22 protein-coding genes and 1 other RNA gene are annotated in these 19,182 nt (G+C 55.5%); 9 read left to right on the top strand and 14 right to left on the bottom strand.

Annotated elements, in window-relative coordinates; translation table 11 throughout:
- Window positions 1-13: 13 nt before the first annotated feature.
- Together RYZ27_RS05585 and nudC are read right to left on the bottom strand one after the other, a co-directional pair.
- Window positions 14-1,537 carry a sulfatase-like hydrolase/transferase gene (locus RYZ27_RS05585; RefSeq protein WP_406681384.1) on the bottom strand — a complete coding sequence of 508 codons (1,524 nt, stop codon included), beginning with the start codon at window positions 1,535-1,537 and terminating at the stop codon, window positions 14-16.
- A gap of 4 nt (window positions 1,538-1,541) precedes the next feature.
- Window positions 1,542-2,462, bottom strand: coding sequence for an NAD(+) diphosphatase (gene nudC / locus RYZ27_RS05590; RefSeq protein ID WP_406681385.1), 921 nt, complete (start codon window positions 2,460-2,462; stop codon window positions 1,542-1,544).
- 64 nt (window positions 2,463-2,526) lie between these two features.
- On the opposite strand from nudC, the gene ffs reads away from it, so the two are divergent.
- An RNA gene (gene ffs, locus RYZ27_RS05595) (signal recognition particle sRNA small type) lies at window positions 2,527-2,623 on the top strand.
- A gap of 1 nt (window position 2,624) precedes the next feature.
- Here ffs and truA read toward each other — a convergent pair.
- Genes truA through ruvX form a run of 3 tightly spaced genes read right to left on the bottom strand, consistent with a single transcriptional unit; the run spans window position 2,625 to window position 4,715 of the window.
- Window positions 2,625-3,368 (bottom strand): tRNA pseudouridine(38-40) synthase TruA, encoded by a 744-nt coding sequence (truA, locus tag RYZ27_RS05600; protein ID WP_406681386.1) that lies wholly within the window; start codon window positions 3,366-3,368, stop codon window positions 2,625-2,627.
- The gene (fmt, locus tag RYZ27_RS05605; protein ID WP_406681387.1) at window positions 3,368-4,321 is read right to left on the bottom strand and encodes a methionyl-tRNA formyltransferase; all 954 of its coding nucleotides are present in this window, start codon (window positions 4,319-4,321) and stop codon (window positions 3,368-3,370) included. The genes truA and fmt overlap by 1 nt, the downstream gene beginning before the upstream one ends.
- A 31-nt stretch (window positions 4,322-4,352) precedes the next feature.
- The gene (gene ruvX, locus RYZ27_RS05610) at window positions 4,353-4,715 is read right to left on the bottom strand and encodes a Holliday junction resolvase RuvX (protein WP_406681388.1); all 363 of its coding nucleotides are present in this window, start codon (window positions 4,713-4,715) and stop codon (window positions 4,353-4,355) included.
- A 179-nt stretch (window positions 4,716-4,894) separates the two neighbouring features.
- Between ruvX and gatC the strand changes: the two genes are divergently transcribed.
- The 3 genes from gatC (at window position 4,895) to RYZ27_RS05625 (ending at window position 6,985) form a co-directional block, all read left to right on the top strand.
- Window positions 4,895-5,182, top strand: coding sequence for an Asp-tRNA(Asn)/Glu-tRNA(Gln) amidotransferase subunit GatC (gene gatC, locus RYZ27_RS05615; RefSeq protein ID WP_406681389.1), 288 nt, complete (start codon window positions 4,895-4,897; stop codon window positions 5,180-5,182).
- Between the two features lie 76 nt (window positions 5,183-5,258).
- Window positions 5,259-5,594 carry an ArsR/SmtB family transcription factor gene (locus RYZ27_RS05620; RefSeq protein WP_406681390.1) on the top strand — a complete coding sequence of 112 codons (336 nt, stop codon included), beginning with the start codon at window positions 5,259-5,261 and terminating at the stop codon, window positions 5,592-5,594.
- Window positions 5,594-6,985, top strand: coding sequence for an alginate export family protein (locus tag RYZ27_RS05625; protein WP_406681391.1), 1,392 nt, complete (start codon window positions 5,594-5,596; stop codon window positions 6,983-6,985). The genes RYZ27_RS05620 and RYZ27_RS05625 overlap by 1 nt, the downstream gene beginning before the upstream one ends.
- Here RYZ27_RS05625 and RYZ27_RS05630 read toward each other — a convergent pair.
- Window positions 6,974-7,426, bottom strand: a complete 453-nt coding sequence (locus RYZ27_RS05630; RefSeq protein ID WP_406681392.1) for a DUF6491 family protein — start codon at window positions 7,424-7,426, stop codon at window positions 6,974-6,976. The two genes, RYZ27_RS05625 and RYZ27_RS05630, sit on opposite strands and share 12 nt — an antisense overlap.
- A gap of 181 nt (window positions 7,427-7,607) precedes the next feature.
- Entirely contained in the window at window positions 7,608-8,078 is a 471-nt protein-coding gene (locus tag RYZ27_RS05635) for a DUF6491 family protein (protein ID WP_406681393.1), read from the bottom strand.
- A 251-nt stretch (window positions 8,079-8,329) separates the two neighbouring features.
- Here RYZ27_RS05635 and gatA point away from each other — a divergent pair, with 251 nt between their 5' ends.
- From gatA to gatB, 3 genes are read left to right on the top strand one after another with little or no spacing between them, the layout of a single operon-like run.
- A complete protein-coding gene (gene gatA, locus RYZ27_RS05640; protein WP_406681394.1) occupies window positions 8,330-9,805 on the top strand; it encodes an Asp-tRNA(Asn)/Glu-tRNA(Gln) amidotransferase subunit GatA in 1,476 nt (491 codons plus the stop codon).
- A gap of 9 nt (window positions 9,806-9,814) precedes the next feature.
- Window positions 9,815-10,180 carry a hypothetical protein gene (locus tag RYZ27_RS05645; RefSeq protein WP_406681395.1) on the top strand — a complete coding sequence of 122 codons (366 nt, stop codon included), beginning with the start codon at window positions 9,815-9,817 and terminating at the stop codon, window positions 10,178-10,180.
- Complete coding sequence (gene gatB, locus RYZ27_RS05650) at window positions 10,173-11,684, top strand: Asp-tRNA(Asn)/Glu-tRNA(Gln) amidotransferase subunit GatB (protein WP_406681396.1); 1,512 nt, start codon at window positions 10,173-10,175, stop codon at window positions 11,682-11,684. Before RYZ27_RS05645 ends, gatB begins: the two co-directional genes overlap by 8 nt.
- On the opposite strand, the gene RYZ27_RS05655 is transcribed toward gatB, so the two are convergent.
- The 7 genes from RYZ27_RS05655 to RYZ27_RS05685 form a co-directional block, all read right to left on the bottom strand.
- Window positions 11,681-12,157, bottom strand: a complete 477-nt coding sequence (locus RYZ27_RS05655; protein ID WP_406681397.1) for a CC0125/CC1285 family lipoprotein — start codon at window positions 12,155-12,157, stop codon at window positions 11,681-11,683. The two genes, gatB and RYZ27_RS05655, sit on opposite strands and share 4 nt — an antisense overlap.
- A gap of 366 nt (window positions 12,158-12,523) precedes the next feature.
- Complete coding sequence (locus tag RYZ27_RS05660) at window positions 12,524-13,450, bottom strand: prephenate/arogenate dehydrogenase family protein (protein WP_406681398.1); 927 nt, start codon at window positions 13,448-13,450, stop codon at window positions 12,524-12,526.
- Entirely contained in the window at window positions 13,450-14,529 is a 1,080-nt protein-coding gene (gene hisC, locus RYZ27_RS05665) for a histidinol-phosphate transaminase (RefSeq protein ID WP_406681399.1), read from the bottom strand. Before hisC ends, RYZ27_RS05660 begins: the two co-directional genes overlap by 1 nt.
- Window positions 14,530-14,630: 101 nt before the next feature.
- Entirely contained in the window at window positions 14,631-16,169 is a 1,539-nt protein-coding gene (locus tag RYZ27_RS05670; protein ID WP_406681400.1) for a hypothetical protein, read from the bottom strand.
- 161 nt (window positions 16,170-16,330) lie between these two features.
- Window positions 16,331-16,708: a hypothetical protein gene (locus tag RYZ27_RS05675; RefSeq protein WP_406681401.1), complete on the bottom strand. Its 378-nt coding sequence runs from the start codon at window positions 16,706-16,708 to the stop codon at window positions 16,331-16,333.
- Window positions 16,709-16,740: 32 nt separating this feature from the next.
- On the bottom strand, window positions 16,741-17,085 hold the full coding sequence (locus RYZ27_RS05680; protein WP_406681402.1) for a P-II family nitrogen regulator: 345 nt from the start codon (window positions 17,083-17,085) through the stop codon (window positions 16,741-16,743).
- Window positions 17,082-17,924, bottom strand: coding sequence for a class I SAM-dependent methyltransferase (locus RYZ27_RS05685; protein ID WP_406681403.1), 843 nt, complete (start codon window positions 17,922-17,924; stop codon window positions 17,082-17,084). The genes RYZ27_RS05680 and RYZ27_RS05685 overlap by 4 nt, the downstream gene beginning before the upstream one ends.
- A gap of 45 nt (window positions 17,925-17,969) precedes the next feature.
- On the opposite strand from RYZ27_RS05685, the gene gloB reads away from it, so the two are divergent.
- Together gloB and RYZ27_RS05695 are read left to right on the top strand one after the other, a co-directional pair.
- A complete protein-coding gene (gene gloB / locus RYZ27_RS05690) occupies window positions 17,970-18,731 on the top strand; it encodes a hydroxyacylglutathione hydrolase (protein WP_406681404.1) in 762 nt (253 codons plus the stop codon).
- Window positions 18,728-19,174, top strand: a complete 447-nt coding sequence (locus RYZ27_RS05695; protein ID WP_406681405.1) for a cupin domain-containing protein — start codon at window positions 18,728-18,730, stop codon at window positions 19,172-19,174. Before gloB ends, RYZ27_RS05695 begins: the two co-directional genes overlap by 4 nt.
- Window positions 19,175-19,182 lie beyond the last annotated feature (8 nt).

Consider the following 19,182-nt stretch of genomic DNA (forward strand, 5'->3'; position numbering starts at 1 on the left):
TGGGACTAATCGACTAGCAGCGTTCAAAAGCTTTCTGCAATTCGGCGTGATAGAGATTTTGTTGGAACCATGGGTTTGACGCCGTATTCGTTGTCTTTGACACAATGAAATTGAACAGGTCCCAAACGTGGCTTTTCTCTATCTCACATGGAGTATGGATCAGATTTTGGATTTCACTAGGATCGGTTTCTGTGTCGTACAATTCGATCAAGACACCCGAGCTATAATTGGTTTGGCGCTCAGTCTCTCTCAGAATGAGTTTGAGCCCGCTTTGATCAACGCCCGCATAGGCAAATGGCAAACTCTGTTTATTTCCGCGTTCAAGAAAGACAAATTCGCGCTTGTCTGTTCTATCCTGGCTTGTGGCTAGCAGGTCGGCCAGAATGGATGAGGCATCAACTTTGATCTGATCATTTTGTTGGCTTTGCTGACCGAGGGTCGATAACTCAATAATCGTGCTGAACAGGTCGGCTAGGTGAACGAGTTGCTCGCCTCGCCCGGTTGCAAGTGGAAATTCCTCTGGGTGAGATGTCCAGACCATCATCGGGACGCGCACGCCACCATCATAGAGTGTTGCTTTGGAGCGCACATGATCCATGGAGCCAGAGGCAAAGACCTCACCTGCAGAGCCATTATCCCCGATGAAAATGAAGACGATAGGCCGTTTCGTGGCGGTGGATAAGGTTCCCGTGATCCGCCAGATTTCTGTATCCAGCGCTTCCAGCATAGCGAAATAGTATGGGTCAAACCGGGGTTCTCGACGATTGACCCGATACTGATCAGCCTCAGGTGTTTCAGAGAGCGTTGGTCGCAGGTTCAGCTCTGGTAACTCACCATAGGAGTGGAGTGTTTCCGGGGGGGCGTGAAATGGTTTGTGCGGATTGGTAAAGCTTAGCATCATAAATTGGGGAATATGATCAGGCACAAGCTGGAAATATTTGATCGCTGAATTCGCAATCTGTGTTGTTTTGTAAACTGGACGTTGGCCAACCAGCGTGCCGTTTATGTGCCAATCGTAGTCGAAATACTTGTATGTGTGATGCTGCCGTGGGTTGCCTTCGAAATAATCGAACCCCTGCAAGTTGGGATTGAGCAGTGAACCGTTCCCGTCATCGGCTAAATGCCACTTTCCAAAACCTGCTGTGAGGTAAGGAGTATCCGAAAGGGATTTCAGAATCTCTGGAAATGTAACTTCGGAAAGCTGGAGCTTTTGCGCACTTTGTTTGACATCATTCGCGCCGTGTCGAAAGGGGTGGCGGCCCGTCATCATGGTCGCGCGGCTCGCAGTGCAGTAAGGGTGCGTGTATGCCCGCTCATAGACCCGTGAGGTCTCGCAAATCGATTCCAGATTCGGCATTCTTACCGAAGCACTATGGCAAGGGGCGACATCAAGGCCAAGGTCATCGGCTATGAACAGTACGATATGAGGCCTGACAGGCTCTTCGGCATGAGCACTCAGCAAAACGAACGAAAAAAAGCTCGCTAGGAGCAGAGCAGACTTTAAGCATTTCTTCCTTATCATTGTCCCACCCTTCATTGTCCTATCCCTCGCGTTCTGCCCAGACTTTTAGAATATGATGGGCGACCGCCATGGGGGGCGGGCAGTAGATGTCGGGGTGGGTGCCGGCCAGAACTTGCCGGGCTTCTTCACGCGTGATCCAGCGGGCGGCTTCCAACTCGTCCTGTTCAACGGACACTTCCTCAGTTTCGGCCTGCAGGATGATTCCCACCATAAGCGATGAAGGGAAGGGCCAGGGTTGGCAGAACAGGTACTCTGCGGTCGCGGGATCAGACTTGATGCCCGCTTCTTCTTCCAGTTCCCGCGCCGCCGCTTGCTCAAGCGTTTCGCCTGGCTCAACAAATCCAGCAAGGGCCGACCAGAAGCCAGCGGGCCATGTGGATTGCCGCCCGAGCAGGCACTTGTCGTCTTTAACCGCAAGCATGATCGCAACAGGGTCGGTGCGCGGGAAGTGCTCAGCACCACAGGCCGGACAGATTCGTTTCCAGCCCGCCTCTGCAACCTCGCTTTCAGCGCCGCACTTGGAGCAAAAGCGGTGCGAGCGATGCCATTCAAGAATCGATCGTGCGGTGGAGGCGAGGTTGCCTTGCATGGCAGACAGGCTGGAGGCGGCCGCACGCATATCTGTGAACTCGCCTGTCCCTTCGATCAGAGAGCCTTCCAGCTTGAAACGTTCATCCATGTTGATCGCGAAAATCGGCGCGCCGACCTTATCAAGGCCGAGAAAGACCCGTTCAACCTGCGGCGTAAGCCTCGCCGCCTCTGGGCCAAGCCATACAAGGCTCTGCCCGCTATGATCCACCAAAGGCAGCCCTTTATGCATTAGGAAGACGAGAACATCCTCGCGCTGCATCGCAGCTTCGAGCCATACCGGGTCGGTGCGGTGATGGGCGGCGCGATTGATCGGGGCACTGGCGAGCGGGATATCATTAGAAGTCGTCATAGCTTCCGCCTTAGCAGCTTATAACCTCTTGTCACGGGCTGCCGTAAGGGCGATATACCCCTCAGGAGGCTGGCGGTGGACGGGTCCCTCGCCAACCGGGTCAGGTCGGGAACGAAGCAGCCCTAACGAGTTTCGACACGGGTCACTGTCCAGTCTCCGCTTTTAAGCGTCGTATTCCACCCGTTCGAGAAATAAGCCATCAGGCGGGGCGACAGGGCCACACGCTTTCCTGTCGCGCGCGTCTAATATCTCAGCAATCCAGTCTTCAGATTGGGAACCCCGGCCGACTTCGACGAGGCTGCCAACAAAAGAGCGAACCTGGCTGTGCAGGAAGCTGCGGGCTTCTACGGTCACTTCAATCCCTTCGCCATAGCGGGCGACATCCAGCCGATCGAGTGTTTTTACCGGGCTTTTCGCCTGACAGTCCGCGTGTCGGAAGGTCGAAAAATCGTGAATGCCAATCAGGGTTTGCGCGGCCCGGTGCATGGCTTCGTGGTCAAGTTTGTATGGGATGCGCCACGCCTGTCCGCGGTCAAAGGTCAGGGCCGCGCGGCGATTGATGATAACATAGCGATAAGCGCGCTTAATGGCGTGAAAGCGCGCATGGAATTCCGCGTCGACTTCTTCAGCCTTCAGAACGGCTACACGGTGAGGTCGTAAATGCGCATTCAGGGCATCAGCGACTTTTTCAATCGGGCGGGGCTTGGTCAGGTCCATATGGGCGACTTGCCCGGTCGCATGAACGCCGCGATCAGTGCGGCCAGCGCCCTGCACCGTAACGGGGGCACCATCAAGCTTTGAAGCGGCTGTTTCCAGCGCTTCCTGAACCGAAGGATGGCTCTCCTGGCGCTGCCAGCCATAATACGGCTCGCCGTCATATTCGATAGTGAGCTTATAGCGCTGCATCAGGTAAACCGCGCTCCGGATGGAACTGGAAGCCCCCGCAACAGATCTTCAGCATTCATCGCCTTCGATCCGGGCTTTTGCGCACGAAGCAGGCGAACGGCCTGACCGTCCCCGCATTGGACCAGCAATTGATCATCAAGCAGAGTTCCCGGCACGGCACTGTCTTGCCCATCTTCACGCTTAGAGAGGAGGGCCTTCATCCGCAAAGGTGCATCCTCGCCTTCGGGTTGATAGTAAAACCATGCGCCGGGGAAGGGGGAGAGACCTCTGATCTGGCAATCGACTTCATGTGCAGGCCGGGTCCAGTCAATGCGCTGATCGTCTGCGCCAACTTTGTGGGCATAGGTGATACCGTCTTCAGATTGCGGCTCAGGCGTTAAGCAGCCATCGGCCAGCCCCTCAATCGCGGTTACGGCCAGATCAGCCGCCAGCCCCGCGAGGCGGTCGTGCACGTCGCCAGTTGTATCGAAATCGAAAATCCGGGTTTTGGCTGTCGCGAGAACTGGACCTGTATCAAGACCAGCTTCCATCATCATCGCCTGTACGCCGGTTTCGCTATCCCCGGCCATGACGGCGCGATGGATCGGGGCCGCCCCGCGCCAGCGTGGCAGGATGGACGCATGCATGTTCATACAGCCCAAGCGCGGCGCATCGAGTATGGCTTGTGGCAGGATCAGGCCGTAGGCAACGACCACGGCGGCATCGAGTTTAAGCGCCGCGAAGGCCCCTTGCTCGGGTTCTTTCTTAAGTGATTTCGGCGTGCGAACTTCGATACCCTTTGCTTCAGCCCATTGATGGACAGGCGTTGGCCGCAGTTTCTTGCCGCGACCTGCCGGGCGTGGTGGCTGCGAGTAGACACACACGACCTCATGGCCAGCTTCAACCAGAGCGGCGAGCACGGGCACGGCAAAATCGGGGCTGCCCATAAAAGCGAGGCGAAGGGGTTTAGTCATGGCGGTTACTTAGGCGGGCCAGGGGATTGGCTCAACCCGCGTTTGCGAGCCGATCAATGGCGGTTTGCAGGATGATCGCTGCGGCGGAGGCATCAATCAGTTCAGCGCGTCGGGCGCGGGAAAGATCAGCATCCAGCATGACCCGTTCCGCTTGGGCGCTGGTCATACGCTCATCCTGCCATGCGATAGGAATGTCGCGCATTTGCTGAATGTTGAACGCGAGAGCCTTGGCGGCCTGTGTTCGCGGACCAGCACTGCCATCCATGTTCAGAGGCAGGCCAATAACGACCCCAACGGCTTTGTATTCATCATAAATTTCGTAGAAACGCCGCAGCGTGGGGGCGAGTTTCTTGCCGCGTGGAATCGTTTCGACCGGGCTGGCGATCAGCCGCATCGCATCACAGGCGGCTACACCAAGCGTTTTGGCACCCGGATCGAGACCGAGTAACGGCCCGCGCTTGTGTAAGTCTTGAAGGTCAATCTGGGGCAGGGCTGCCTCCGCATTCAGGTGGGGACTTGATTGGCTTGTCAGTCGCGCGTATCCACGCCTTCGTCAAATGGAGAGTTCACACCATGAGCGTGACCAAGGATGATGTTCGCAAAGTTGCCCGCCTGTCGCGGATCGCTGTTCCCGAGGAGCGGCTGGAATCGCTGGCTGGTGAGTTGACCGGGATCATGGGCTGGATCGAACAGCTAAACGAGGTCGATATTGAAGGTGTTGAGCCGATGACGTCTGTTGTCGCGGCTAACCTGCCAATGCGCGAGGATAAGGTCACCGATGGCGATATTCAGGATCAGGTCCTGGCCAATGCACCGAAGGCCGATGAAGGCTTCTTCGTGGTCCCACGTTCTGTCGAATAACCACTTCAGAAAATGATAAGCATCAGTCCTCACAGGTCGGATTGACTCGCTCTTTTATTTCGATAATCCGTGAAATATGGAATTAACTGATTCAGTCGCGCGGTTTTCTGCTCTTGCCAATGAGAGCCGATTAGCGGTTTTTCGTTTTCTTATCCGTTGTGGCCACGATGGATGCGCCGCTGGTGAAATATCGCGCCAGCTTGGTATTGGCGCAACGACCCTGTCAGCGCAGCTCAGCATCCTGACACAGGCTAATCTGATCACACGGCGACGTGAGGGTCGGTCTCTGATCTATCTGGCGCGCATGGAGGCTGTAAGCGAGATGGTGCTCTATCTCATGGAAGATTGCTGTGAGGGACGCCCGGAAATCTGTGAGCCTATTCTGACAGCTTTTTCAAAAGAGACCTGTTAGTGTTGCGGGGTGTCGGCTTCATTGGCGTGATGCTCCTCGCTTGTCCGGCAGCCTTCGCTCAAGAGGCCTTTCGTCTGGAAGAGGCTGTAAAAGCGCCTGATTGGCTGACTTTGAAAGGTGAGACGCGGGTGCGTTATGAAAGCCTTGATGGGCAGTTCAGGGCAGGCCGGGAGGGTAGTGATCAGCTCTTGCTGTTCCGCTCTCTTTTGCTCGCAGAAGCTGATACAGGGCCTGTCTCATTCGGGGTCGAGTTGCAGGACAGCCGAACCTATCTTGGCGATTCCGGAACACCGCTTTCGGCCAGCATCGCCAACCCACTGGACATTTTGCAAGTCTATACGCGGTTTGATGACCTGCCCGGCTTCTTGGGGGAAGGCTCAACGAGCCACCTGACACTAGGCCGTCAGACAGTTTCGATCGGCTCGAAGCGGCAGATTGAGCGCGTCGATTATGCCAATGTCATCAAGAGCTATACCGGGGCGCATCTGGTCACAGTGAATGACCGGAAAGATGAGTTTCATGCGCTGTACGTCGTGCCGACAGCGCGATTTCCAGCCACGCGTCCAGGGCTCGATGACAATGAACTGTCTGGCGATGAGGAGCAGTGGCAAAGACAGATTTGGGGGTTGCACTATCGTCGTACTGACCTGCTGCCTGATTTTGCGCCGGGATTGTGGGGCGAAGTCTTCGTCTATGGGCTGGAGGAAAAAGATATTACGAATTTTCAAACCCCGGACCGCTCCTACGTGGCGCCGGGGTTCAGGTTGTATCGCAGGCCCAAGACAGGGCAGTGGGATATTGATCTGGAGGCGGCCCTTCGGAAAGGCACGCGCTATGCCAGCAGCGACCCTGGCGACACCCAAAGCCTGTCGGTTGATGCCAGCATGATCTTTGCGGCCCTGGGTTACACGTTTGATATGCCCTGGCAGCCGCGCTTTGCCTTTGAATACTATAATGCCAGCGGAGATGATGATCCGAGTGATAACCGGTTTGACCAGCATGAGCGCCTGTTTGGGGCGCGGCGATCAGATTTAAACAATACGTCCATTCATGGCCCGCTGACGCCTGCAAATCTGAATGCGCCGGGCTTCAGGGTTGAGGTGAAACCCAATGCGCGCTGGGACGGGCGGTTCTATTATCACGCTGCCTATCTGGCTTCAGATACTGATCAGTGGGTGATTGCGCGGCGCCGTGACCCGACCGGACGTTCCGGTGACTTTATCGGGCATACACTTGATGGGCGAGCGCGCTATTGGCTGGTTCCGGAAAGTGTTCGGCTGGAACTCGGTGGTTCTGCGTTGATCCATGGAGAATTCTCCAAGAACCTTCCTGATGGTCCCGAAGACGATCTTACAGTGTTTGGATATGCACAGATAACGCTATCCTTCTGAGGAATCGGCTTCGCTTTCAGAAGACTCGTCTTTGGCTTTGCGATCCCATTCGTAAATTTTGTCGACATGACATGGGAAGGATGGGGTGCCGGCCGTATTATAACCAAAGACGCTATCCTTGCCGATCAGCCTATCACCGCGCGTTAGGCAGGATGAGAAACTGTCGACGGCCAGAGACATCGCATCATCAAGATCGGTACAGCGGCTGCGCGTGGTCACGAGATATTCTTTTGTGCCCTCACTGATCACGACCGCACGATTGGTTGTGTTGGTAAAGCCATCAATCGTTCTGGAGAAACAGACTTTATCGACTTCCGCGCCGCGTCTTGGGTCATCTTCAAAAAGAGCAACTTTTTCCGCTTCCGCGCGCTCTTCAGGCGTTGTCGCAGTGGCGCAGGCGGCAAGGGTGAAAACCATAACGGCAAAAGCTGTTTTGTGCATGGCGTGCTCCATAATTAGCGTTTACGCGTAGAATACCACAAGGCGATGACTCGACGAGTAACAATATTGAGATTTAGGGCGCAAATTGTCGCGCTCATTTGTGAACCGGAGTAAAATGAGAGAGCTAAGAGCGCCCATGGTGCGAGGCGCCCTTAGACTGCTCTGAATTCTAATTTCTGGCTTAGCCCTCGGCTTTTACACGATCAGACACCGCAGCAACTTCCGAAGCATCACTATTCCACTCATAAATCTTATCAATGAAACACGCATTGGAGAGACCGCCTGCGCGCCCATGATTACCTATTGATCGCTGCCCGCTAATCTTATCGCCTCGGCGCAAGCATGTAGCCAAGCTACCCTCCGTGGTTAGTGAGTTTGCGCGTTCCAGAGAGTTACAACGATGGCGTGTTGTGATCAGATATTCTTTTGTATTGTGCTGTACGATGACAGCGCGTTCCGTTGTTTTTACAAAACCATGGATTTGTGATGGGAAACAGAGTTTCCCAACTTCCTCGCCGCGCCGAATGTCGCCTTCAAATTTGGCTGCAGCTTTTCGATCCACAGAAGACGCTTCAGTTTCAGCGACGGCGGTTGTCATTGTTAAACACAGCGCTGAGACTGTTAAAGCTGAAGCAATAATAATTTTTTTCATAATCTAATCCCCAAGTTAGTGTAATAATACCCTATTTCATTCCATATTTCTTGTGAACTGTAATTCGAATATTTCTAGTATTTTTCTTATAAATGCGGTCTAATTTTTCCGGTTTCTCTTTGAAAATATTCTGCCTCGCGGGAACGGCGCTCAGCCCGTTAAAGTTGGCGCAGTTTCCCCTCTTGCTTTTCTGACCTGAAAGCGCCTACGACATCGCTTGGATTTAAGATCATTCAAGATTAGGCGACCCCATGAGCGACCTGACCTCTCTCACCCTGACTGATGCCCTTGAAGGGCTTGAAAATAAGACGTTTTCCGCCCGTGAACTGACGCAGGCTTTTGTCGATGTGATTGAAGCATCGAACGACACGTTGAATGCCTATGTCGTGAAGACGCCTGAGAAGGCGCTCGATATGGCGGATGTTTCTGATGCGCGTCGAGCTAAGGGTGAGGCTGGCTTGCTGGATGGTGCGCCAATTGGCGTGAAGGATTTGTATTGTACCAAGGGCGTACGCACGACCGCTTGCTCAGAAATCCTCGGCGAGTTTACGCCGACCTATGAGAGTACGGTCACGCAGAATCTGTGGGATCAGGGCGCAGTGATGCTCGGCAAGCTCAATATGGATGAGTTTGCGATGGGGTCTTCGAATGAAACCTCGCGCTTCGGGCCACCAGCCAATCCGTGGCGGCGTGAGGGCAGCAATGCCACACTGACCTCTGGTGGCTCTTCAGGGGGATCAGCGACAGCCGTGGCAGCTGATCTGTGTCTGGCGGCAACCGCGTCTGATACGGGCGGCTCCATTCGCCAGCCCGCTTCGTTTACCGGAACGGTCGGGATCAAGCCGACTTATGGCCGGGCAAGCCGCTATGGCATGGTCGCATTTGCCAGCTCGCTGGATCAGGCGGGTCCAATTGCCAAAACCGTTGCCGATGCCGCACTGCTGACCGAGGTGATGTGCTCGCACGACGCCAAAGACTCGACCTCCTTGCCAGTGGAGACCCCGCAATGGCGTCATGATGTGAGCAAGGGCGTTAAAGGCATGAAGATCGGTATACCGAAAGAATACCGTGTCGACGGCATGCCCCAAGCGATTGAAGACCTCTGGCAACAGGGCATTGATTGGCTCAAAGCCCAGGGGGCTGAAATTGTTGAGGTGTCCCTGCCACATACGAAATATGCTCTACCAGCGTACTATATCGTGGCCCCGGCTGAAGCCTCCTCCAATCTCGCGCGTTATGACGGTATGCGCTATGGCGCGCGGGTACAGGGTGATAATCTGACAGGCACCTATGAAGGTACACGCGCCGATGGTTTTGGGGCCGAAGTGCAGCGTCGCCTGATGATCGGTACTTATGTGCTTTCCAGTGGTTATTATGACGCCTATTACCTGCGCGCGCAAAAGGTGCGGACGCGGATTTTGCAAGATTTTGAGACCGTGTTCACTGAGGTTGATGCTTTGCTGACACCGACCTGCCCAAGCGCCGCTTTTGCTTATGGTGAGAAGTCGGATGACCCGGTTGAGATGTATCTGAACGATATCTTCACCGTGACCGCAAACCTGGCTGGCCTACCGGGGATTTCGGTTCCAGCCGGTGTTGATGGGCAGGGGCTACCGCTTGGCCTGCAAATCGTTGGTAAGGCACTCGATGAGGCGACCTGTTTCCGGGTTGCTGGCGCGATTGAAGAAGCCGCAGGTTTTGTCGCAAAACCGGAGCGTTGGTGGTAGGCTGGCCTGATGACGCGGCGTACAAAAACCCTTTTGATTGTGCTGACAGGCTTTCTGGTTGCGGTGTTTATTATCATTGCCACGGCTTTCAGTCTTGGCGCTGACCCGTTTCATGAGCGCTCGCGCCATATTTGGGCCTTGTCTCTAGTCGCGGCGCTATACGTGGCAGCGCGCGGCGGGGTCATGCTCGAGCGGCATTTGCATCGACGATCGCAAGGGGTTGACCCAACGCTGCCAGGTCTGAACGCGCGCTCTTTCTGGCGCGGGAACCATGCAATTGACCGCCGTATGGCGGCGCGGCGTGAGCGGGTTGAGGCTGCGCGCGAAAAGGCTAAAGAGAACGAAACGAAGAATGAAGGATCAGGCGATGAGTGACCGCCCGACATACACACTGGCTGGTGAGACCGGAGATTGGGAAATCGTTCTGGGGCTGGAAATCCATGCTCAGGTCGCTTCCAAGGCGAAACTGTTCTCTGGCGCGTCGACGCAATATGGCGCGGAGCCGAACAGTAATGTCTCTCTGGTCGATGCGGCCATGCCGGGCATGCTGCCGGTGATCAACGCGTTCTGCGTGGAGCAGGCCGTACGTACTGGCCTTGGCCTGAATGCGCAGATCAACAAGGTTTCGCGCTTTGATCGCAAGAACTATTTCTATCCAGACCTGCCACAGGGCTATCAGATCAGTCAGTTCGCTTTGCCTATCGTGGGTGAGGGTGTGATCGATGTTGATGTTGAACCCGCCCATGGTGATCCGGCCTATACATTCCCGGTGCGGATTGAGCGCTTGCACCTGGAGCAGGATGCCGGGAAATCCATTCACGATATGAGCCCGGCTGAGACCTATGTCGATCTCAACCGCTCTGGCGTTGCGTTGATGGAAATCGTCTCCAAACCGGATATTCGCACCCCGCTTGAGGCGGCGGCCTACGTGAAAAAGCTCAAGTCGATCGTGGTGGCGCTTGGCACCTGTGATGGCGACATGGAGAAGGGCAACCTGCGCGCGGATGTGAACGTTTCCATTTGTAAACCGGGCGCCTATGATAAGTTCCGTGAGACAGGCGATTTTGGTCATCTTGGGACGCGTTGCGAAATCAAGAATATGAACTCGTTCCGCTTCATTCAGGCGGCGATTGAGTATGAAGCGCGTCGCCAGATTGAGATTATCGAGGGCGGCGGCGTCGTTGATCAGGAAACACGCCTCTATGACCCTGATAAGGGGGAGACCCGCTCCATGCGCTCTAAGGAAGACGCGCATGATTATCGCTATTTCCCTGATCCAGACCTGTTGCCGCTGGTGCTTGAAGATGCCTTCATTGAGGGGATCAAGGTCAACCTGCCTGAGCTTCCGGACCAGAAGCGCGCGCGGTTTGAGGCCGATTATGGCCTATCCCGCTATGATGCCGGGGTTTTGACGGCGGATGCAGAGGGTGCTGAGTTCTTTGAAGTCGTGGCCAAGGGCCGCGATGCGAAACTCGCGGCGAACTGGGTTACACAGGAGCTGTTCGGCTATCTCAACAAGGCTGAGCTTGAGTTGAGCGATAGCCCAGTGAGCGCCGTGCAGCTAGGCGGTCTGATCGACCTGATCAGTAGTGATGTGATTTCCGGCAAGATCGCTAAGGATGTCTTCGCGCGCATGATTGATGGCGAAGGTGACCCGGCTGATATTGTTGAAAAGCATGGCCTGAAACAGGTTACCGACACGGGCGCGATTGAGAAAGTCGTTGATGAAGTCATCGCGGCAAACCCTGAACAGGCCGCAGCCGTTAAGGAAAAGCCGAAGACGATGGGCTGGTTTGTTGGTCAGGTGATGAAAGCATCCGGCGGCAAGGCCAACCCACAAGCGGTCAACAAAATCCTGCGTGAGAAGCTGGGCCTCTAGCCGCTTAAGTTACTCAGAACGGAGCGGGCATCGTAAACCTCTGCATCCGCAGGTTTCTCGCCCGTTCCTGTCAGGATTTCCAGAACATGGGTCACCGGCCCGGATGAGCCACCGCCCAGCGGCAGCCCGATGCCAATGCCGACCCCAACACTTGATCGTCCCCGTGATCCGGTCGATCCGCCAATGGAAACCGAGGTTCCACCAGAGCGGCTCTCGGATAAGTCATCATTATAAGCGTTCACGATACGGAACCAGTCGGCATCCTGTTCAAGCGTTATTTCTGCTGCCCGACGCAGCGCATTAGCGCGCGCACTCTCAACCGAATTATCACGATATGAAACGCGGTAACGATTATTCTCAATCGCCAGCTCGCTATAGCCCTTCGCGCCATCTTTCGCGGCGGGGCCATAAGGCACTGTGCTTGCGCAGGCAGCGAAAAGGGCGAAGGCGGGGATCAGGATGAACGGTTTCATAACTAGAACTATACGCCCGTTCAGGAAACTCGCCAAATCACGCTGAACATGAACGAACCTGAACAGACTTACCCAGAGTTCGTTCATATTACATCTTGTACACACAATCGCAGGACAGGGGCTGATGCGCGCATCATGCTGGGGTCCAACCGCTGGTCGAGAGCGCGCAAGTCCGTAGGTCGCGCACCGGCTGGTGCAGGTGCTCAATCCGATTGGAGCACAAGGGCGGGCGGCGTTTTAAAGGGGAGCGTCGCCCGTTCAGTTTTTTAGCATTTTTTCTGAAACACCGACATCCCCTGCCCAACCACCCCAATGGTACTCTCTGCGGGCGGTTGGGCAGGGGATGTCGGTCTAAGGGCGTTAAGCCTAATCGTCCTTACGGCGGCCAAAGTCGGCTTCGGCGGTGTCGAGGCCAGCTTCGATAATGGCTTTGCGGATGCCGCGGGCGCGGGTGAATTCCTTCATCAAAGTATCGCCGTCACCCCAGCGGATCGCGCGTTGTAGAGCGGCAAGATCTTCAGAGAAACGCCCAAGGGTTTCCAGAACAGCCTCTTTATTCGTCAGGAAAACATCCCGCCACATGGTTGGGTCTGAGGCAGCGATACGGGTAAAGTCACGAAAACCACCAGCAGAATACTTTACAACTTCGCCTTCCTCGACGCTTTCCATGTCATGGGCGGTCGAGACGATATTGTAGGCGATGAGGTGGGGCAGGTGGGATGTGATCGCCAAGACTCTGTCATGGCGGGCTGCATCCATGGTTTCCACGCGGGCCCCAAGGGTGGCCCAAAAGGCGCTCAAACGGTCCTGAGCGGAGACATAGGGGGTATCGGTTCGCGCCTGTGGTGTCAGGATATGCCAGGCATCCTGAAACAGGCTGGCAAACCCGGCTTCCGGACCAGATTTCTCGGTTCCGGCAATTGGGTGACCGGGGATCAAGTGAACATGATCAGGGCAAGTACTAGACATGTCAGCCGCAGCTTTGGCTTTTACTGAGCCAACATCAGTCAGGATCGCCCCGTCTTTCAGATGCGGGGCAATCGTTTCAGTGACACTGGCCAGTGTCCCAACCGGCGTGCACAGGATGATGCAATCGGCATCCTGAACAACCTCAGCTGCGGTATTGGTTACGATGCCCGGAACAATGCGCGCAGCGCGTGCCCGTACGTCTTCATCCCGGTCCCAGAGCCGAACCTCATCCGCGCCGCCATACGCTTTCACCGCATGGGCAATGGATGAACCGAGCAGGCCAATGCCGATAATGGCAACGCGGTTGAAGACGGGATCAGACATCAGCTTTTCGCAAACGCCTCAAACGCGGCGAGCATATCGTTGTTCTGCTCGACGGTGCCAATGGACGCGCGCAGGCAATCGGGCAGGCCATAGACGGCAACATTACGGATCACGATGCCATGCTGGCGCAGGAAGGCATCGGCTTCAGCGCTGGTCCGGCCCGGTGTTTCGGGGAAGCGGATCAGCACGAAATTGCCAACGCTTGGGAAAACTTCAAAGCCAAGCTTTTCAATTGCAGCGCTGACGCGAGCCAGTTCGGCATCATTGTGCGCCACTGAAGCGGCCTGAAACGCATCATCATGGATGGCCGCAATCCCGGCGGCCTGCGCAACGGCGTTCACATTGAAAGGGCCGCGCGTGCGGTGAATGGCGTCAATTACGCTTTCCGGACCATAAGCCCAGCCAAGACGCAGGGCGGCAAGGCCATGAATCTTTGAGAAAGTCCGCGTGACCAGAACGTTCGGGGCTTCACCGGCCAATGCCATGCCGCTGTCATAGTCATTCAGCTTCACGTATTCGGCATAGGCCCCGTCGAGGACCAGAAGGACATTCTCTGGCAAACCGTCATGCAGGCGTTTAACCTCGGAATAGGGGATATAGCTGCCGGTTGGATTATTCGGGTTGGCAAGGAAAACAATCTTGGTGTTCTCATCGACAAGAGCGAGCATGGCATCAACATCAGCGGTCAGGTTTTGTTCTGGCGCACTGCGGGTTTCTGCGCCTGATTGCTGGGCCACTAGACGATAGACCAGAAAACCATGCTGGGATTGCACGATATTGTCGCCGGGGCGCAGGTAAGCGCGGGCGAGCAATTGGAAAATCTCGTCACTGCCGCTGCCACAGACTATCCGGTCGGCATCAATGCCATACTTGGCGCCAATCGCCTCACGCAGCGCCATGGCTGAACCATCGGGATAAAGTTCGAGATGCTTGGCGGCTTTGCTGACAGCGGCCTGAGCTTTTGGACTACAGCCAAGCGGGTTCTCATTTGATGAGAGCTTATGGGCATTATCCAGCTTCTGTCCGCCTTTATAGGGCGTAATTTCCAGAATGTTCGGAAGGGCCTGCGGTCCAGCCATTACTAACTCCATTTGTTGCATATGCAACTAATTGCCCATGAAGGTGATGGGATCAAGCCGATGCAGTGCAGGCAATGCACTGAAAAATCAAGCGCCTGTGTTTAGAAGGCTGCCTGCGCACCGATTAGGATGACATCTGTTGTGGCATCGCGCTCTGACCATGTTGAGCCATCCGGGAAGTTGCCACCGCTCAGGAAGTTGAGTGGAACAAAGCCTTCGGCGCGGACGACTTCCCCAAACAGGTTCACACTTGGCGTGAGGAAGGCAGAGTAACCCGCGACCCACTGGTTTTGACGTTCCCACGGCGCGCCTTCATCCCCGGCGACAAATTCGCTGTACTCAAGTGAGAAGGCTGAGCGATCTTTATCTTCACTGACCTCGCCACCAAAGCCATAGCGCGCACCTAGGGTGAAGGCAGAGGTTTTCTGGGCCTCGAAGACGCTGAGTGGATTGGTTGGATCAGGTACAGCTGAGCCCGGCCATTCATCCAGGGTCTGGGCATATTCGCCAAGAACACGAAGTGACCCAAGATCAATCTGACCATAAATCGCGGCGGCTGGGTTCTCATCGTCACAAGGGTCAAAGTGGAAAACGGGATAGTCACTACAATACGGGCTGCCATGCAGGTAAGACGCACCGATAAGGGCAGAGCTTGTCTCACCCCATTCGTACTCATAGCTCGCATCGAGCGCGAAATTGTTCAGCTTTGACGGAACATTTGTGCCGTTAACCGGGGTATTGGCGGCGCGGAACTGGGAGCCGCCCTGAATGGCCATAGCGCGCAGACTCAGTCCGTCTTTGTAATATCCAAGCTCAGCGCCATAGGCGAGGCCAGCGAATGCGTGCCAGCTTGTTGAGTTCGTGAACGGGCTAACTGTATCATTGAGACCGAAAGGTGTGTCCATCTTACCGATCGCCGCATAGATTGGACTTCGTTCAAGATCTCCGAACATCAGGTAGGCTTTGCGCACCTGAACCTGATTGCGGTTCAGGTCGGTAATTGTACCGCTGCCAAAGCTTTGCTGGGGGTTGTAGAGAAACTCCAGGTAGCCCGTGAGATAGTCGGTAAAATCTGCTGTCACGGCGAGCTGCGCCGAGTGCACAACAGCTTCGGACACTTCTGTGCCAATTTGATTGGCAGAGGTTGGATGCCGCATCAGATACCCGAACTTGCTGTCGCTATTGGACTTCTGGTAATTGGCAAGGACCGTTGTTCCACCAGAAACCGTGATCTTGGTCTTGCGCCCGCTGCCCATGCGCCCGCGCAACTGGACAATCCGTTTGCGGTTGGTGGTTTCGGCGTGATCAAGAATGTCATAGCCATACTCAGGATCGACGGACACAAGATCACTCTTGAGAAGAGGCTGTTGAGCTAGCTTTGCTGGTGGCGCAACAGGTTCGGGAACACCGGCAACACGTGGAGATTGCTGGTTTGGCAGGCGTTGTATCGGGTCGGCTTTATATTCTTGAATTGCGATCAGGGTTTGCATCTGTGTGAGAAGCTGCGAATTCATTTGTTCGAGGCGCTGAATACGAGCTTCAAGGTCTTCCTGACTTTGGGCAACCGCTGTCGGCAAAACGCTTAAGGCGCAGGCAGAAAAAAGTAAGCCTGATACAATTCGATAGTTCTGAAGATACACGATACCGTCCCCTATACGCGCTCAAACACATGCGCGTTCAGGATGATCTAGGGACAGTTTATTTCAGAAGGCTGAACAACAGATCGAGGTTGGTAAAAAATAGCCGTGGTTTTCTTAGAATTGGTTCGCAGGGTGTGGTGGGCTAGCGGAACTAAATGAGATTAGCGCACGCTCATCATGACCGCGCCAAGATAGTAGAGAGGGGAGGATATGATGAGGACGAAAAGTGCCGTGAATATGAAGGTGCCCTGACGTTCTTCTTCACTCTCAAACGTTTCCGTGCGTATCCCGCGAAACAGGGCATCAGCATTGGCCAGCGTATAAATGGCCAGTAACAAGAAAATCACCAGGGCTGAACGCGCCATATGATCGCTGAGCCAGTCATAGAGGATCGCGATCCCGGCAATCATGCCGAAAATATCTGTGCTTTTGATTTCGTCGAGTTTGTTTTCGGCGTTCGCCACAACCACTGAAACTGCAGTGATCAAAACCATCAGACCAATATAGGTCCAGACCATCCAGTCGGGCGGAATCCACATGAGATGCCGCCCTCCTTATGTTTGAAATCAGGTCAGCTGCCAATCGCCTGTTCGTTACGCTCCCCTGTGCGGATGCGCAAGATGCTCTCGATGTCAACGACGAAGACTTTGCCATCGCCAATTGTGCCCGTGTTGGCCGCGCCAGAAATGGCATTGACGACGCGCTCTGTATCGCCGGCAGCGCAGGCCACTTCGACTTTGACCTTTGGCAGAAGGCGCACTTCGTATTCAGCGCCGCGATAGACCTCAGTTTTACCCTGTTGGCGACCATAGCCACGGACTTCCGAGACGGTCAGGCCGGATATGCCCGCTTCGCCAAGGGCGTCAATCACGGCGTCAAGGCGGCTTGGTTTGAAGATAGCTGTGACGAGTTTCATTTCCCCGGCTCCCAATTTGATTGCGATTTTAGCGGTACGCCGTTTGGCGCGTTGGTCAATACGGTGTCTTTTGTAGACTTCAATGGGGACGGTTCTGCCTCTTTTCTAGGCAAAGCAGGGCGTTTTGTGCTTACCGGTGTGGCTTGAGTTACCGCTGCCGGGGCGCTGCCACGAGGGTTGGCATAAATGTGCTTCACCGCTTCGACGAGCACGACGCCGCCGAGCCCGGGCATCACCAGTTCCCCGATTCGCTCCCAGCTTTCAGAGGCGGCAGTGATCATTGGCCAGTTCAAAGGCGGCATATGAACGGCTGTGGTTGAAGCCGTGACCTGAAACAGACCATCATTCAACAAGGCAATCAGCTGCCGCCGGGTCCAGGACCGCCCATGCCCGAACGCTTTGGTTTCGGCCAAAGACCAGAAACTCTTGCGATTTGCGGTGGCGACGACAATGCGTCCCTCCGGGGCAAGAACCCGCCAGGCTTCGCGCAGGGCTGCGCGTGGGCTTTCGGCATCTTCCAGCGCGTGCAGCAGGACGATCCGGTCAAAGGTGCCATCTGTAAAAGGGAGGCGATGATCGAGCGCGGGCGCAATCATGCCGCCACGAGCACCTGTATAGGCGTTCGTTGTGACCTCGTTTTCTTCTGTAACGATGCCAACGGTTGCACGTGCATCCTCTTGCCAGAGCGGCAGAACAGGTTGGGGAAACCCAATCCCGAGAACACCGAGCCCGGTGCAAGGTCCCCAAAGGTCACGCAGACGCTGTTTGATCCGCGCAGCGGCGGTTTGCCCCAAACGGGTGGCGTAAAAGGCTTCAAGACTTGCCGCGGACTGACGCATGTGGCTCTTGTTACTTTCATAGTTTGCTACAGGTTACATGGTGCCATGCTGAAGATACATCAATTCCCCTGCCTGAACGATAATTATGGCTATCTGGCCCACGATCCCGTGTCTGGAGATACCGCGGCGATCGATACGCCTGATGCTGATAAATATCTGGCCGAAGCCGAAGCGCTTGGCTGGACGATTTCTGCGATCTGGAACACTCATTGGCATCCCGATCATGCTGGCGGCAATCTGAAGATCAAAGATGCTACAGGCTGCGCGATTATTGGTCCTGCTGGAGAGGCAGAGAAAATTCCTGGGATCGAACAACCCGTCAAAGGCGGGGACACGGTCCGGCTGGGTGATATGACGGCACATGTTATTGATGTGCCAGGCCACACACTTGGCCATATTGCGTTTCATATGCCCGCTGAAAACACAGCCTTTGTTGGCGATGCTGTCTTTGCGCTTGGGTGTGGCCGGGTGTTTGAGGGCGACATGGCGATGATGTGGAACAGCATGCAGGCCATCAAGGCCCTGCCGCCTGAAACCACGCTTTACTGCGCGCATGAATATACGCAGGCGAATGCCCGATTTGCCGAAACAATTGAGACCGACAATACGGCTTTGGCTGACTATATCGCAGAGATCGATGCCAAGCGCGCCAAGGGCGAGCGAACCGTCCCGATGGGGCTTGCGCGCGAGCTGGAAACCAACCCATTTTTGCGGGCTGATGTTGCAAGCTTACAAGCCGCAATGGGGCATCCGGGCGATGCGGTCGCGACATTTGGAGAAATTCGTGGCCGGAAGGATCGGTTTTGAGTTTCGCCAGAGCCGGAGACCTCGGCGCCCGTGAGATCATACGCCTACTCGATATGAAGCCGCACCCGGAAGGGGGGCATTATGTCGAGACCTTTCGGGCGAGCGCGGCGAATGAGCGCGCAGCTTCGACCGCGATTTATTATCTGTTGCAGGCTGATGAAGTCTCCGCCTGGCACCGCGTTGACGCTGATGAGCATTGGCTCTGGCACGCCGGCGGGCCGCTTGTGCTGACGCTTTCACCGCCAGATGGAAAAGGCGCAAAGGCTGAAACCCTGGGGCCGGACCTGCGCGCTGGACAGCTGCCGCAAGTCACCGTGCCAGCGCAGCATTGGCAGACCGCAGAGACACTGGGGGCGTGGACGCTGGTCTCCTGTATCGTCGCGCCGGGGTTCGAGTTTGCCGGGTTCGAACTTGCGCCGGATCATTGGCGGCCTGAGGTTTAGGCTTTCCC

It is taken from the genome of Hyphomonas sp. FCG-A18, from assembly GCF_045287255.1.
Lineage (GTDB): Bacteria > Pseudomonadota > Alphaproteobacteria > Caulobacterales > Hyphomonadaceae > Henriciella.

Coding starts and splice junctions, on each gene's coding strand:
- RYZ27_RS05585 (WP_406681384.1), bottom strand. CDS start 1,537: ATGAAGGGTGGGACAATGATAAGGAAGAAATGCTTAAAGTCTGCTCTG.
- nudC (WP_406681385.1), bottom strand. CDS start 2,462: ATGACGACTTCTAATGATATCCCGCTCGCCAGTGCCCCGATCAATCGC.
- truA (WP_406681386.1), bottom strand. CDS start 3,368: ATGCAGCGCTATAAGCTCACTATCGAATATGACGGCGAGCCGTATTAT.
- fmt (WP_406681387.1), bottom strand. CDS start 4,321: ATGACTAAACCCCTTCGCCTCGCTTTTATGGGCAGCCCCGATTTTGCC.
- ruvX (WP_406681388.1), bottom strand. CDS start 4,715: ATGCGGCTGATCGCCAGCCCGGTCGAAACGATTCCACGCGGCAAGAAA.
- gatC (WP_406681389.1), top strand. CDS start 4,895: ATGAGCGTGACCAAGGATGATGTTCGCAAAGTTGCCCGCCTGTCGCGG.
- RYZ27_RS05620 (WP_406681390.1), top strand. CDS start 5,259: ATGGAATTAACTGATTCAGTCGCGCGGTTTTCTGCTCTTGCCAATGAG.
- RYZ27_RS05630 (WP_406681392.1), bottom strand. CDS start 7,426: ATGCACAAAACAGCTTTTGCCGTTATGGTTTTCACCCTTGCCGCCTGC.
- RYZ27_RS05635 (WP_406681393.1), bottom strand. CDS start 8,078: ATGAAAAAAATTATTATTGCTTCAGCTTTAACAGTCTCAGCGCTGTGT.
- gatA (WP_406681394.1), top strand. CDS start 8,330: ATGAGCGACCTGACCTCTCTCACCCTGACTGATGCCCTTGAAGGGCTT.
- RYZ27_RS05645 (WP_406681395.1), top strand. CDS start 9,815: ATGACGCGGCGTACAAAAACCCTTTTGATTGTGCTGACAGGCTTTCTG.
- gatB (WP_406681396.1), top strand. CDS start 10,173: ATGAGTGACCGCCCGACATACACACTGGCTGGTGAGACCGGAGATTGG.
- RYZ27_RS05655 (WP_406681397.1), bottom strand. CDS start 12,157: ATGAAACCGTTCATCCTGATCCCCGCCTTCGCCCTTTTCGCTGCCTGC.
- RYZ27_RS05660 (WP_406681398.1), bottom strand. CDS start 13,450: ATGTCTGATCCCGTCTTCAACCGCGTTGCCATTATCGGCATTGGCCTG.
- hisC (WP_406681399.1), bottom strand. CDS start 14,529: ATGGCTGGACCGCAGGCCCTTCCGAACATTCTGGAAATTACGCCCTAT.
- RYZ27_RS05675 (WP_406681401.1), bottom strand. CDS start 16,708: ATGTGGATTCCGCCCGACTGGATGGTCTGGACCTATATTGGTCTGATG.
- RYZ27_RS05680 (WP_406681402.1), bottom strand. CDS start 17,085: ATGAAACTCGTCACAGCTATCTTCAAACCAAGCCGCCTTGACGCCGTG.
- RYZ27_RS05685 (WP_406681403.1), bottom strand. CDS start 17,924: ATGCGTCAGTCCGCGGCAAGTCTTGAAGCCTTTTACGCCACCCGTTTG.
- gloB (WP_406681404.1), top strand. CDS start 17,970: ATGCTGAAGATACATCAATTCCCCTGCCTGAACGATAATTATGGCTAT.